Raw genomic sequence first — 15,254 nt, 5'->3', positions numbered from 1 at the left:
ATGACAACGACTTCACGCCGGTCTTTCCTGACCAAAACGGCCCTGGCAGGTGCCATGAGTACCACCGCCTTAACCGGTTTCGGGGAGGGCCTCGAAAAAGCCATCGACCGGACACCGATGTCTTCGGCCCCGTCTGACCTGAAAATCACCGACATCAAGTGCGGCTACATCCGAAACGGCCACAGCCTGTTTGTGAAAGTACATACGAACCAGGGCATCTGGGGGTGCGGCGAGGCTGTCGATGCCACGCCCGGTACCTACCATCTGGTCAAGCTCATGGCCCAGCGGATTAAAAACAAAAGTCCGCTGAACGTGAACCGGCTCTTTGAAGATCTCCGCAAGGGCGGCTTTTTTGAAGGCGCCCAGGCAGGCATGTACATCGGCGTACTATCGGCCGTTGAAACCGCCTTGTGGGACCTTGTCGGCAAGGCACTCGGCCTGCCGGTGTATCAGCTGCTGGGCGGCAAATACCGCGACAAACTGCGCGTTTACTGCGACACCGGTGCCTACCGCGAGACCAACCCGACCGCCGATTCGTTCGGCCGCAGTGCTAAACGGGCCGTTGATATGGGCTTTACGGCGGTAAAATTCGATATTGACGAACGCAACGACCCGAACAAATACGACGCCTATAACTGGACCGCCAGCCCCGGCGAACTGGAACGGATGTTCAATCAGATTGACAGCGTACGCAAGGCCGTCGGCCCGAAAATCGACATCTGTGTGGATATGCACGGACGTTACGATGTGACGACGGGCCGGCGCGTGGCGAAGATGATGGAACCGCTGAACCTGATGTTTCTGGAGGAACCCATCCCTGCTGAAAACCCGGAAGCCTACCGCCAGATCCGCGAATCGACCAATACGCCGATCTGTGCGGGCGAGAACCATTACCTTGCCCACGGTTTCCGGCGGCTGCTCGAAATCGGCGCGGTCGATATCATCATGCCGGATTTGCAGAAGGCGGGCGGTCTGGGCGAAGGGCAGCGGATAGCCAACCTGTCGAATCTCTACTACGTACCATTTGCGCCGCACATGGTCGCGTCGTACCTGGGCGCCATGGCGTCGTGCCACGTCTGCGCGTCGGTGCCGAACTTTATGATTCTGGAGTGGCAGATTTATTTCCACGAAGAACCGATGTTTAAAGAGATCGTCACGTTCGACGGTCCGATGGTGAAAGACGGTTTTATCCCGCTGTCGGAGAAGCCGGGCATCGGTGTTGAAATCAACGAAGAGGGCATGAAGAAATATGCCACGAAAGATATGCCGTTTTTTGAGTAGGTTTATGGTATCACCGGCGGAGAGGGTTGCCGCTCCCCGCCGGACTGACCGATGGCTACGATTATTCTTTTTATTACCGGCAGCTTCTTTATTCTGTTAGGTGTGCTTATCTGGTACACCCAATGGCCCGGCCTCATCGCGGGCTACGACGAAAATGCCTGTACCGATCCCAAAGCAGCTGCGGTATGGACCGGCAAATGCCTGACCGCCACCGGCCTTCTGGCTTTATGTCTGGCGGGGGGCGGGCTCTATTTTTCCGGTAAACAAACGGATCTTTATCTCTTTATTGCCTTTATGCTGGGGTCAATGCTGACCGGTGTTGTCATGCTGGCTGGTATTCAGCGGTATGTGAAGTGAGGGAGGTATTTTGAAACATACATGTGGTTTCCAGCCGGCTCCGTAGGAGCCAGACAGCGCAGCGTTGGTAGCAATCAGCGGACCCATGTTTATTCCGCCGTACATGCAATCGAATGTGTCGTACCTACGGCACGAAAATGTAACACCACCAAAATTTTGCTACCGACGCTACGCTGTTATGTCCCTGACGGGACTGTACGGACCAAATGTAACACCACCACAATTTTTCTACCGACGCTGCGCTGTTATGTCCCTGACGGGACTGTGCGGACCAAATGTATTACCACAAAATTCTTCTACCGACGCTGCGCTGTTATGTCCCTGACGGGACTGTGCGGACCAAATGTATTACCACCACAATTTTGCTACCGACGCTGCGCTGTTGTGTCCCTGACGGGACTATAATGCACCACCACCACCATTTATCTACCGACGCTCCGCTGTTGTGTCCCTGACGGGACAACGTTGATCGCACGACACAGGTAAGCTCCCCTATCAATAAGCCTGCTTACTATCGGGAATAACAGCCATCATGCTGCTCCGGACAGGTAGGCCACCGTGAACGGCTGCTTTTAAAACTGACCTTGTTGTTGACGCGATGAAAAAAAAGCTGATTTCCCATTCCATACGCCTGATTCTCTCTTTCGTTTTCCTGTGGCTGTGGTTGCCATCAACCGCACACGCCCAAACCATTACGCCCGGCAAAACCGAACGCTGGCACGGGTTCGATAAGGTAAATTTCACCTTCGATGGCCTGCCGGCCTGGTACGTCAAACCGGCGAAACCGCTGCCAGGCAACCCGTGGGTCTGGCGCGCGCACTTCCCCGACTGGCATACCACAATGGACAGCCTGCTGCTGCAACGCGGGTTCCATGTCGCCTATGTCAATACCAATGACCGCTACGGCGCTCCGGTGGCCATGATGGTCTGGGACCGGTTTTATCAATACCTGACCGACAAACTGGCCTTCGCGCCCAAAGTCGCTCTCGAAGGCGTTAGCCGAGGCGGCCTCTACGTGTATGGGTGGGCCAAGCGGAATCCGGAAAAAGTCAGCTGCATTTATGCCGAAGCCCCCGTCTGCGACATCAAAAGCTGGCCGGGCGGCAAGGGTAAAAGCAAAGGCGATGAGAAATCGTGGAAGCAACTGCTGGATGTCTATGGCTTTACCGAAGAACAGGCACTGGCCTACGCCGATAACCCAATTGACCATCTGGACGGACTGGCAGCCTATAAAGTACCGGTTTTGCATGTAATCGGGCCGAAAGATGCACTGGTGCCGAATGCCGAAAACACCTTTATTCTGATTGACCGCTACCTGAAACTCGGCGGCCCGGCCACCGTCTATTCCATGACTCGCGGGGCGCAGCAACTGGAAGGACACCACTTCCCGATTGAGCACCCCGACTGGTGGGCCAATTTTATCGAACAGGCCTCGGTGCCGGTCGTAAAGCCGTTGCCGAAGGCGCCGTATTTTCAGCTTCGGGGCGGTTTGCCGCATATCGCACAGGTAATCCGGCAGCAGAAAAAGGCTACCGTTGCGTTCCTCGGCGGCTCCATTACGCATAACCCCGGCTGGCGCGATAAGGTCAGCCAGTTTTTGCAGGAGCGGTTCCCGGATACACAGTTTACGTTTATCAAGGCCGGTATTCCGTCGCTGGGTAGTTTGCCGCATGCCTTCCGGTTTCAGCAGGATGTGCTTGACAAAGGCACACCGGATCTCCTGTTTCTCGAAGCGGCTGTCAACGACCGGGGTAACGGCACCGACAGCCTGACCCAGATCCGGTCGATGGAAGGCATCATCCGCCACGCCCGGAAAGTGAACCCTGCCGTCGATGTGGTGCTGATGTCGTTTGCCGAACCACACAAAACCCGCGACTATCAGGCGGGTAAGGTTCCGCTCGAAGTGGCCAACCACGAACGGGTAGCTGCTTGGTATAACCTGCCGTCGATCAATCTGGCACAGGAGATTCACGACCGCATCAAGGCCGGGGAAATGACGTGGGAATATGACTTCAAGGACCTGCACCCGTCGCCGTTCGGACAGGAAATTTACTACCAGACCATCAAGGCACTTCTGAACAGTTCTTTCGACGGTACGGGATCAGCCGCTTCCAATACTACCCCGGCAAAGCCCATGAACGCCCGCAGTTTTGAGCGCGGCCATTACCTGCCTATCCGGAAAGCCACCCTCAGCAGCGGCTGGACGCTGGTCGAAAACTGGCGCCCCGACGACAAGACACCTACCCGCGACGGCTTCGTAAACCGGCCGATGCTGGTTGCCACCCAACCCGGTGCCATGCTGACGCTGTCCTTCACCGGCACTGCTATCGGCATGGGATTGATCTCGGGGCCTGACGCCGGTATCGTCGAATACCGGATTGACAAGGGGCCTTTTCAGAAAATGGACCTCTCTACCCCCTGGAGCAAGCAGCTGCATCTGCCCTGGTACAAACTCTTCGCCGGTGATCTGCCGGACAAAAAACATACGCTGGAATTACGCCTCAGTCCCGACAAACCGGAAATAAGTACCGGTACGGCTTGCCGGATTGTGTATTTCCTAGAAAACTAATTCACTCATTTCCAGAACCTTTTCCCGAACTATCACAAATGGGACATCCCCTGTCCCATTTGTGATAACAGGCAACAGGGCTTTTGCGCGTGCTTTGCAGCATGACCCTTAAGCCCTGTTCCTATGGGAAAATATTATCTCTCTTCACTCCGGATTTTTCTTATTAGTGTATGTATCGGGTATCTTCCGCTGGCTGTCCGGGGACAGATTACAGTGACCGAAGATTTCGATTATGGTGCAACCGCCGGTGATTTATCCGGCAAAAACGGCGGCACCGGGTTTTCGGGTGCCTGGTCAGACGGGGCTGGCGCCTATACGCCAACCAGTCTGACTTTCGGCAATCTGCCAGCCATCGGCGGAGCCATGATTGTCGGATCAGGTAGTAATGCAAGCCGGACGTTTGCCACGGATTTTACGGGTACGGGCATCGTGTCGGGCAGTTTCCTTTTCCGGCTTTCATCTGTTTTCAATGGCAGCGTGTTGATGTTGGGTATGGGCAGCGGCGCGGGAAATAACCAGGGGTTCAACATTGCTTTATTGGGGGCACAGGACGGGGTCGGCGGGAATCCAGCTATAGGAGCCAGTAGTGCCGGTATGAGCGCCATGACCAATGGTGCAAGCCTGTCGCAAAACACTACGTATATGTACCTCTTTACGTACGATAAGGGGGCCATATCAGGCTGGATTCTGGACCTTGATCAGTATAATCACTTTTTCGCTTCGGGGGCAATTACGCCCGCAGCCTTACAGAATACGTCAATCGGCAGTACGGCCGACAAGGTTACCGGTAAAGCCTACCTGCCCAAAACCGGCACCTTACCAGGGGCCATGAGCACCTTGTTTTCCTACTATTTTGGCGGCGGGCAGATGATCGTCGACCGGATTAGCTTATCGGGTAGTGATACCTTTACCAATTTGCTTCCCGCCGGGGCATTTACACTTGGCTTCAGCTGCTCTCCGGCCACAATCGGAGACTATTACAACGGCGCAGGCGGCCCCGGCCTCGGCGTCAGCTTCAAAAACGGGAGTACTACTGCTGACGGACAGCTCAGCACCGACCCGGGCCCCGTTATCAATGTCCCGAACGGATTTAATAACGGATTCTCCCTGACCTACAACCTGTGTGTCGGGTTTGGTATAGCCGTCTATGATGGTCCGGACGGGACAGGCAATCGCCTTGGAAGTATAGCTATCGACGGCAGCTCCGGCACCGCCTCCCTTGCATTCAGCGGTACGGCCAAATCGGTAACCCTAAGCCGCTACAGTTGTCCGGGCACATACGATAACCTGACCTTTGGCTCAACTACTGTCGGCACACCGGTTCCGGAGACGACAACCGATATTAATGTTCAGGGCAACGGAATTGATATTGCCGATGGTACAGCCTCAACGACAATCACAACCGGTACGAACCTTGGTTCGGTCGTGCCAAACACACCGGTTTCCCGTACGTTTACGATCCAGAACAAGGGCACAACCAGCCTGACGGTCAACAGCCTTACTATTTCAGGAGCGCATCAGAGTGAATTTATGGTTTCTGCGATCACCTTGCCCGCCATCATTGCCGCAGGCGCTGCGACCTCATTTGTCGTGACGCTGACGCCAACCTCAACCGGTGCCATTGCGGCCAGTGTCGTCATTAGCAGCGATGACTGCGACGAAGCCAGTTATGACTTTGCCGTTCAGGCCAGCACCGACCCTGCCAGTGCGGGGGGCACTGTTTCAGGGAGTTCAACAGTTTGTGCAGGAACTACGGGTATTATTCTTTCTCTGACGAATCAGACCGGTACGGTGCAGACCTGGCAGTCATCTGCAACATCTGATTTTTCCACCGCTGTAACCATACCGGGATCTGCCGGACTGACCAGTCTGACCGTTTCGGGTATTACGCAAACGACCTACTACCGGGCCGTTGTACAAAACAGTACGAATCCGGCAGACAACTCTGCCGCCGCCGTCATTACCGTTAATCCGTTGCCGACCGCCGATATTATGTTTTTGCCGGCCCTCACCATCTGCCAGGGCCAAAGCCTGACCCTGACGGGGTCTTACTCGGTACCGGCCCCGCCGCCGGGCGGCGGAATAAACCCGGCTCCGGCACCGGACCCAACCCCGACAAACCGCTCCGGTGCTGCCCGCCGCGCCGCCACGCCGGAATACCTGTGGTCGACCGGCGAATTCGACCAGGCAATTGTTGTTACGCCAGCCAGCAGTACCGTCATTAGCCTGACGGCATACAACGGCACCTGTTTTTCCAATCCGGTCAGTGTCAGCATAACGGTTAACAGCACCCCTTCACTGACCGTTACGGCAGCTCCCGGCCTCACCATCAGCACCGGACAAACCGCAACACTTACCGTTTCCGGTGCCGATAGCTATACGTGGTCAACCGGTACGCAGGCAGCCGGTATAATGGTCAATACGGCTGCCACGTATTCCGTAACCGGCATTACCAACGGCTGCACTGCCACAACCACTGCAGCAATCAGTTTGCGGTCAGCCGTGAACCCGGGCGCAGCGCTGTACTTTGATGGCAGCAATGACGTTATCAGCGCGACGGGACTAACCAGTGCTCCTCCGGCTGAATTTACGGTAGAATTCTGGCTCAATCCGGCCAGCCTGAGCGATTACAATCAGGAAATTTCAATTGGCGCACCCGGCAGTCTGGCTAACAATGCCTGGCAAGGCTTTACCTTCCATTCGACAGCGGGCGGAGCGGTTTATGTCGGCACTGATATGAGCAGCCGCCTGACACCTGCCGAGCTGCCGATGGGGACCGTTGAACTGAATACGTGGCAGCATTTTGCCTATACCTTTAAAAACGGAACCGGCAGTTTCTACAAAAACGGTGTTCTGCTAGCCTCCAGAACCAACAGCGCCCCCGCCAATTTCAGCCGCCTGCTGATTGCGGCGGGCTGCTGTATGCCGGTACACGGCTCAATCGACGAGCTTCGTATCTGGACAGTAGCCCGGAACTGCGACGAAATCAGTCAGCAGCGTTCCTGCGAACTCACGGGCAGCGAAGCGAATCTGCTGCTTTATTATACCTTTAATCAGGGCGAGGCTGGTGGCAACAATGCCGGTATCACCACCGTTCTTGATGCCGCCGGCGGTAATCATAACGGCACCCTGACCAATTTCGCGCTTTCCGGCAGCACCTCAAACTGGATCGGAACCGGGGCCGTTGTATCGGGCAGCAGCTGCGGCCTTGTCGTTTATCCGGAAATCAACCTGACGGCCAACAGCCTGACTATTACCGACGGTACAACCACGCTCTCCGCCGCCAATAATACCGATTTCGGCTCGTTATCGGTCAACGCGGCTAAAACACTGGTGTATACCATCGAAAACCAGGGTATCTCGGCGCTTACGATATCCGCCATTACCCCATCCGGTTCGGGCAGTGCGGCCTTTGCGGTCTCTGGTCTGCCGCTACCGGCCACCATCAGCAGCGGGTCGTCGGCTACCTTTGCAGCTACCTTTACGCCTGCAACGTCAGGTACATTCAGTGCGAAACTCGCTATTTTCAGCAATGACTGCGACGAAAGCAGCTATGATTTTGCGGTACAGGGAATTGCCGATCCGGCGACGGTGGGCGGAGCCATCACGGGTAGCACCACCGTCTGTTCAACCACCAATACGGTGGTGTTAACCCTGACAAACAACACCGGTAACGTCATAAAATGGCAATCGTCGACCACCACTGCGTTCAGTGACCCGACCGACATTAACGCGTCGGGAGGCCTGACGAGCCTGACCGTTACGAACCTGAGCCAGACAACCAACTACCGCGCCGTGGTGCAGAGCGGGGTTAGTGCATCAGCGGTGTCCGGCTCAGCCGTTATTACGCTACAGACGACACCGGTCACGCTGACCATCAGCAACAGTCAGACGATTTGTGCGGGTCAGCCGGTTAGTTTAACGGTGGCGGGAGCCAATACCTATGCTTGGTCAAACGGTATATCGGCAGCCACCAATCCGGTATCGCCGACGGCAACAACGTCCTACACGGTTATTGGTCAGAGCGGCAGCTGTTCGGCGACAGCCACGGTGAGTGTTACGGTAAACCCGATACCGGCAGTTACCATCACACCGGCCGTAACGACCATCAGCGGCGGGGAAAACAGTACGCTGACCGCCGGCGGAGCCACTTCCTACACATGGAATACGCCGGGCAACCCGACAACCGGCAACATCGTGGTCGCTCCGGTTGAAACAACCGTCTATTCTGTCACGGGCAGCGATAAAGGGTGTGTCAGCTCGGCGACCGCTACGATCCAGGTTAACTGCGGAGCACCTCAGCTGGCGGATGCCGTTTCAACCACCATTACCGCTCAGTTAGGCCCGAATACTTGTGCCGTGACGCTCGAAGGACAGGGGTATGGCACTACGTTCACCGTTACCGGCCCCAATGGCTATGTGTACAGTACCGTTTACCGCCAGTTTGGCTGGCATATGGTCAGGGCCCTTAATGTTACGCAGCCTGGAACGTATGTATTCCGGGTAAGCCATACGGACGCCTGCGGCCGCAGCAGTACCGACACCATCACCTACATCGTGACCGGTCAGTCCTGCCGGTAACTAATGGACAATGAATAATGGATAATGACCAATGGGCTTCCGCCTACCCTCGTTATCTATTATTCATTGTCCATGATCTATTATTCACTTTCTTTCTCCTTCTTCCTCGCCAGTTTCAGCAGCTTTTTATGGGACTGTTCGGGCGTTTCATCGCCGAGAAGAATGCCCCAGGGTTTTAAGGCGTCAACACGGTCGAAAATAACTTTCAGCATCGCAATGGCGGGAATTGACAAAAACATACCCGATACTCCCGCCAGTGCCCCGCCGATCAGTACGCCGATGATGGACACCAGGGCATTGATCCGCACTTTGGAACCCACGATCAGGGGGACCAGCACGTTATTATCGATAAACTGCACAATCAGGAATACGACGACAACACCGCCCAGAATTTCCAGATCCGGTGTGTTAATAAACGCTACCATGACGGTCAGCACCGTAGCCACCAGACCGCCGATATACGGTACCAGGTTCAGAATGGCCGCCATGACGCCCAGCAACACGGCATACTGCACCCCGAGCAGCAGCAGACCAACCGAATTCAGGACGGCAACGCAGGCCGTTTCGAGCACCAGCCCGACCATATAGCTCTGGATGACGACCTTGATTTCTTTCATCACCTCGTGCACTTTCGCCGTATGCTGCTCGGCAAACAGCGCGACCAGAAAATGCATCAGCATCGTCCGGTAATAAAGCAACAGAAAGACATAAATCGGAATCAGTATCAGCGTGCCGAGCGGCCCCGTCACCATACCCAGCGTTTCCGGCCCCTGTAAGGTATCGAGCGTCTGGGTCTGGGCCTTTTTAAGGTACTGCTCCTGCTGCCGGTAGCTGACCTTGTATTCCTGGCGGATCCAGCGCCGGACATCGTGGTAAAAATCGTTGATGTTGCGTTTCAGTTTCGGCAGGTCATCGGCAAAATCGGCCAGCTGCATCGACAGCAACACGGCCAGTCCTGCCAGTACCACAAACGCCAGCGTAACCGTCAGGCTGATGGCAATGACTTTAGGCAGTCCGATGCGCAGGCATATCGTTTCGACCGGCCGCAGCAGTACCGCCAGCAGCCCCGCCATCGCGAGCGGCACCAGAATATCCTGTCCAAAATAGATGGCCACTGTCAGCAAGGCCAGCGCCAGCAGCGCATGCGAAAACCGGTGATAAAATACAGATTCGTTCATAATGCCGTACGGATCACCCCATATGATGATCAGCTATTACCCGATAACCACGTGGTTACCCAATCGTTTAGATAACCCGTCTATTTACATCTTTTTTCCCTGATAAGTTGGGTAAATTTGCGTTAATTCTCACTTAAACAGCATATCTTACATAGCAAGTAGAATGATTTATAGCCTATTTGCGTTATAGTGTTTATATAAAAACCACATATTACATGTCCTTAAACAAGCCAGGTATACGCCTGCTCGGTTGCGTGGTTGCTTTGATGATTTCGTCGGCAGCCAGTCAGGCACAGAATAAACAATGGTTCCATCTGGACCCTAAGTCTGACAGCGCCCTTGGTATCAGCACGGATCGTACCTACAGCGAACTTCTCAAAAACCGGAAAGCGACACCGGTCATTGTTGCCGTTATCGACGGCGGTGTTGACTCCACACACGAAGATCTAAAGCGCGTACTCTGGACCAACCCGAAGGAGATTCCGGGCAACGGGATCGACGACGACAAAAACGGTTACGTTGATGATGTTCATGGCTGGAATTTTCTGGGTAATAAAAACGGCAAAAACATTGAGTTTGAGACCGCCGAGGTAACCCGCCAGTATATCCGGCTGAAGCCGCTGTATGACGGCAAAAGCCGTGCGTCGCTAAGTCCTGCCCAGCAAAAGGAATTTGACCAATACCAGACGTATAAGAAAGAAGTCGAAAGCAAACAGGACGAATACAAGCAGCAATACGAGTCGATCAGCCGCTTTAACGAGCAGTACCTGATGCTGACCGAAAGCTTGCTGAAAACACTGGGCGTCAGCAAACTCGATACGGCCACGCTGGCCAATGTAAAATCCGACGACCTGATGGTACGCAAACAGGCGGGACTACTGTACAAAATGCTGACGGCTCAGGGCTATACCGAAGCCGACGACGTTAAAAACGAACTGAAAAGCGCCTTGCAGGAGCTGAAAGCCCGCGCCGAATATGCCTATAACCCAGGCTATTCAGCGCGTCAGATCATCGGTGATGATCCGGAAAATACCGCCGACAAAAATTATGGCAACGCCGACATTACCGGCCCTAACGCCCGCCACGGCACCCACGTAGCCGGTATTATCGCCGCCGACCGGACCAATAATCTGGGCGTACAGGGGGTGGCCGATCAGGTGAAAATTATGGCTGTCCGCGCCGTTCCGGACGGAGACGAACGCGATAAAGATGTCGCCAATGCCATCCGGTATGCGGTTGATAACGGGGCACAGATCATCAACATGAGCTTCGGAAAGGACTATTCGCCGCAGCGAAAAGCCGTTGACGATGCCATGCGGTATGCCCTTCAGAAAGGAGTGCTGCTGATTCACGCGGCCGGCAACGACAGCAAACTGCTCGACACAACGGCCAGTTATCCGGCCTCGACCTTTATCGACGGCAACGCGATTCCGAACCTCATCACGGTGGGCGCTACCACGCAGCACGGCGATAAGAGTCTGGTGGCTCCGTTCTCGAACTACGGTCAGAAAACGGTGGATGTATTTGCCCCGGGCATGTCTATTTATTCAACAACGCCGGGCAGTCATTACGAAAGCCTGAGCGGTACGAGCATGGCCGCACCGGTGGTGTCGGGTATTGCCGCCGTTTTAAAATCTTACTTCCCGAAACTGACGTATTCCGACATCAAACGGATTATCGAAAAGTCAGCTACGGTAACCAGACTTCAGGTAATCCGCCCCGAGTCAGAAGACATGGTTAACTTTACCGACCTGTCGAAAACCGGCGCCATTGTGAATCTGTATGATGCCGTGAAAATGGCCCAGATGGAGGAATCAGGCGCTAAATAAGCGCGTTCCTTACTACATACTACGCGTGTAAGCCTGCATCCGGATGCAGGCTTTTTTTATGCCCGTTCCGAATAAAACAAATACAGGAAAAAACGTAACTATACAAAGCCATCATTTTTTGTTTCTTCCGGATAATTGCATATTTTAAGTTATTTATTTTGAGTTTTCTATAATAACAAAAATTATATTTCAATTAAAAAGACGATTACATACATTTACCACACTTGTCCGCTGTGACTTGCCTACGGTACAACAAAACCTCTCATAAGCATCTTCAGGTAGCACAAGCTACCGGCATACCTGTATCCGTACAGGCCATCTGATCTTATCGTACGTACTAGTTCCGCTTTTGGCTCCCTCACCATTGCATGGCCGTGCATTACCGTCTTTTATCAATCTCTATTCGCTGTTATTTTATGAAAAAAGTTTACGTTTTGTGGTTTATCTGCTTATTAATGAGCGGATTCGGGCAAGTTATGGCACAAGACCGGACCATTACCGGTAAGATCACGGCTAAAGCCGACGGCGCACCGGTGCCGGGCGTTAACATTGTCGCCAAAGGGTCAACCAAGGGAGCCGTTTCAAATGCCGCCGGGGAGTATTCCATCAGCGTACCGGCCACGGCGAAATCACTGATTTTCTCCTTTATCGGCTATACGATGCAGGAAGTTCCCGTCACCAAATCGGACGTGATGAATGTTGACATGGCCGAGGCGGTTCAGAATCTCGATGAGGTTATCGTATCCGGCCTTGCCACGAGCGTGAAGCGGAGCAATGCTGCCAACGCCGTCACGCGGCTCACGGCCGATGAACTGATTGGCAAAACCAAACCGGTTACCATCGACGGAGCCATGAGCGGTAAAGTAGTCGGGGCCAATATCGTGCAGAACAGCGGGGCCCCGGGCGGCGGTATTTCGGTAAAACTACGGGGTATTTCCTCGATCAACGGCACCTCAGAACCCTTATATGTGGTTGACGGGGTGTTTGTCAATAACTCACAGTTTGCGACCGGTGCCGGCGCGGCAGCTTTCAGCGGAGCCGGTTCCAATCAGGATCAGGCGCCGAACCGCCTGACCGATATCAACCCCGCCGACGTTGAGTCGATTGAAGTCCTGAAAGGCCCGAGCGCCGCCGCCATCTACGGAACACGCGCCAATGCCGGGGTTATTATTATCACGACCAAAAAGGGAAAAGCCGGTAAAACCAAGGTCAGCTTCGGTCAGGACATCGGTTTCTCGTCGGCTATCCGCCTGCTGGGTGCTGAAGGCTGGAGTCTGGACCCGATCGGACCGCAGGGGCAAAACAAATTTGATTACGTCTTTGGCAACGGTAACCCGGGCAGCGGCAGCGCAACCGAAATCGACCTCTGGAAAAAGGCGACGGCCGAGGGTAAAATCTATGATTATGAGAAGTATATCTACGGGAATACCGGCCACATCAGCAACACCCGCCTGAGCGTTTCGGGCGGTACCGATAAAACCAAATTCTACGTGGCGGCGGGTGTCAACGACGAAACCGGTATTCAGAAACGGACCGGCTATCAGCGGAAATCCCTGCGGCTGAGCATTGACCATAAACTCGCGAAGTGGATTGACTTTTCGTTTGGTTCCAACTACATGCGGACCGGTGCGCAGCGCAGCTTCAGCGGCAACGACAACCGCGGCGTTTCGGTTGGGTATGTGCTGGCCTACATCCCGAACTACGCCCAGTTGTTCCCCGTAAACGGAATTTATCCGGACTCCCGCTACACCGGCGACAACCCGCTGGCGATCGTTGACCGGACAATCAACGATGAGCAGACAAACCGCTTTATCCAGTCGTTTACAAGCAACATTTATTTCCTGCAAAAGGCGAACAGTACGCTGAAACTGGCCGTTTCGGGCGGGCTCGACTACGTAAACACCGAAGCCGAAGTCTACTTTCCGGAAGATTTGCAGTCGCAGCGGACACGGGCTACGCCGGGCGCTTCCCGCTTCTCGAAATCGCGCAGCTTTAACACCAACCTCCAGGCGTTCCTGATCTATAACTGGAAACTGGCCGGTAAAATCGACATGACATCGCAGGTCGGTACCGTCCGGCTGACAACCGATAACGACCTGAGCTGGATTCAGGGCGAGGGCATGCTGCCGAAGCAGATTAACCCCAACAACGGTAGCGTACGGTCGTTCAGCGAGGCCTTCCAGCGCTGGCAGGACGTGGGTATGGTGGCCCAGCAGGAAATGAACTACGAAGATAAGGTGATCGGTACGCTCGGGATCCGCTTCGATAAATCGAGTCTTAACGGCGACAACACAAAATGGTACGGATTCCCGCGGGCGTCGGTGGCCGTGAACCTGACTAAGTTTGGTTTCTGGGGTTACGAGCCAATCAGCCAGTTTAAACTGCGTGGTGCATTCGGCCGCACGGGGGGCGTACCGGCCTACGGTAACCTGTTCACGTCGATGTCGACCACCATTATCGACGGGCAGCTGGGTGCCGTTTCACCGGCCTCAATCGGTAACCCGACCATCGAACCCGAAACCGCCCAGGAACTTGAGTGGGGTGCCGATTTCGGCTTCCTCAATAACAAGGTAACGCTGGAAGCCACGTACTACGACAAGAAAGTATTCAACCTCCTCAATCCGTATACGCTGTCTTCAGGCACGGGTGTTACCCAGTTCAACGCCTATCCGGTGGGTGACCTGCAAAATCGTGGTATTGAGCTTGCTCTGGGGACGACACCGGTTCAGACATCGAATTTCTCATGGACCACCCAGCTCCAGTACTGGTTCAACCGCAGCAAAATTACCCGTCTCGACATTCCGAACACCACCGTCGGCTCAGGCTTCAGCATCTATGGCCGGAACCAGCTTCGCCTGGGCGAGTCGCCGACACGCTGGTTCGGGTCACCGAACGTACTGGATGCTTCGGGGGTAGCGCAGGCAACCCGTTACGAAGACGCTCAGCCACGGTTCCAGATGTCGTTTTCGAACCAGTTCAAGCTCTTCCGGGATTTCGACTTCTCGTTTCTGCTGCATACCAGCCAGGGGAACTACAACTCGAACCTGACCATCAAGCAGAAAGATACCGGCGGTACTACCGTTGACTGGAGCAAGGTCGATAACCTGTACGAAAACGTTGGACTGCCAAATGGCCGGGCACGGCTTCCGACAAACCCGAACGTAACGGCCCGCGAATTTATCCAGAACGCAAGCTATGTGCGTCTGCGCGAAGTATCGCTGTATTACACCTTCCCGAAATCGCTGATGACAGCGGCCTTCGGTAATGTGGTTTCGAACCTGCGGATCGGCACGTCGGCCCAGAACCTGCTGACATTCACCAAATACAAGGGCTACGACCCCGAAGTATCAAACTTCGGCAACCAGTCGGTCGGTGCCAGTGTCGACAACGCCGCCTTCCCGAACAGCAAACGTATTTTCTTCCACGTAGCGGTTGATTTTTAATCCTAACGACTCCGAA

Annotated in this window: 7 protein-coding genes; 6 read left to right on the top strand and 1 reads right to left on the bottom strand. The window is 54.5% G+C overall.

Annotated features, from left to right (window positions below):
- The 4 genes from AC23NW_RS01515 (at nt 1) to AC23NW_RS01500 (ending at nt 8,788) form a co-directional block, all read left to right on the top strand.
- Nucleotides 1–1,281, top strand: a complete 1,281-nt coding sequence (locus AC23NW_RS01515) for a mandelate racemase/muconate lactonizing enzyme family protein (protein WP_293836271.1) — start codon at nt 1–3, stop codon at nt 1,279–1,281.
- A gap of 51 nt (nt 1,282–1,332) precedes the next feature.
- Entirely contained in the window at nt 1,333–1,638 is a 306-nt protein-coding gene (locus AC23NW_RS01510) for a DUF3784 domain-containing protein (RefSeq protein WP_487447243.1), read from the top strand.
- 598 nt (nt 1,639–2,236) lie between these two features.
- Nucleotides 2,237–4,207: an SGNH/GDSL hydrolase family protein gene (locus tag AC23NW_RS01505; RefSeq protein ID WP_487447242.1), complete on the top strand. Its 1,971-nt coding sequence runs from the start codon at nt 2,237–2,239 to the stop codon at nt 4,205–4,207.
- A 123-nt stretch (nt 4,208–4,330) separates the two neighbouring features.
- Entirely contained in the window at nt 4,331–8,788 is a 4,458-nt protein-coding gene (locus AC23NW_RS01500) for a beta strand repeat-containing protein (protein WP_487447241.1), read from the top strand.
- An 80-nt stretch (nt 8,789–8,868) separates the two neighbouring features.
- Here the strand turns inward: AC23NW_RS01500 and AC23NW_RS01495 are convergent, their stop codons facing one another.
- Entirely contained in the window at nt 8,869–9,966 is a 1,098-nt protein-coding gene (locus AC23NW_RS01495; protein WP_487447239.1) for an AI-2E family transporter, read from the bottom strand.
- A 215-nt stretch (nt 9,967–10,181) separates the two neighbouring features.
- Here AC23NW_RS01495 and AC23NW_RS01490 point away from each other — a divergent pair, with 215 nt between their 5' ends.
- Nucleotides 10,182–11,795, top strand: coding sequence for a S8 family peptidase (locus tag AC23NW_RS01490; RefSeq protein ID WP_487447237.1), 1,614 nt, complete (start codon nt 10,182–10,184; stop codon nt 11,793–11,795).
- Nucleotides 11,796–12,211: 416 nt separating this feature from the next.
- Nucleotides 12,212–15,238 (top strand): SusC/RagA family TonB-linked outer membrane protein, encoded by a 3,027-nt coding sequence (locus AC23NW_RS01485; protein WP_487447235.1) that lies wholly within the window; start codon nt 12,212–12,214, stop codon nt 15,236–15,238.
- Nucleotides 15,239–15,254: the final 16 nt, after the last annotated feature.

This window comes from Arsenicibacter sp. R0_47 (assembly GCF_057652235.1).
The sequence above is the reverse complement of the archived record's forward strand: the minus strand, read 5'-3'. Positions and strand labels throughout refer to the sequence as shown.

Coding starts and splice junctions, on each gene's coding strand:
- AC23NW_RS01495 (WP_487447239.1), bottom strand. CDS start 9,966: ATGAACGAATCTGTATTTTATCACCGGTTTTCGCATGCGCTGCTGGCG.
- AC23NW_RS01510 (WP_487447243.1), top strand. CDS start 1,333: ATGGCTACGATTATTCTTTTTATTACCGGCAGCTTCTTTATTCTGTTA.
- AC23NW_RS01505 (WP_487447242.1), top strand. CDS start 2,237: ATGAAAAAAAAGCTGATTTCCCATTCCATACGCCTGATTCTCTCTTTC.
- AC23NW_RS01490 (WP_487447237.1), top strand. CDS start 10,182: ATGTCCTTAAACAAGCCAGGTATACGCCTGCTCGGTTGCGTGGTTGCT.
- AC23NW_RS01515 (WP_293836271.1), top strand. CDS start 1: ATGACAACGACTTCACGCCGGTCTTTCCTGACCAAAACGGCCCTGGCA.
- AC23NW_RS01485 (WP_487447235.1), top strand. CDS start 12,212: ATGAAAAAAGTTTACGTTTTGTGGTTTATCTGCTTATTAATGAGCGGA.
- AC23NW_RS01500 (WP_487447241.1), top strand. CDS start 4,331: ATGGGAAAATATTATCTCTCTTCACTCCGGATTTTTCTTATTAGTGTA.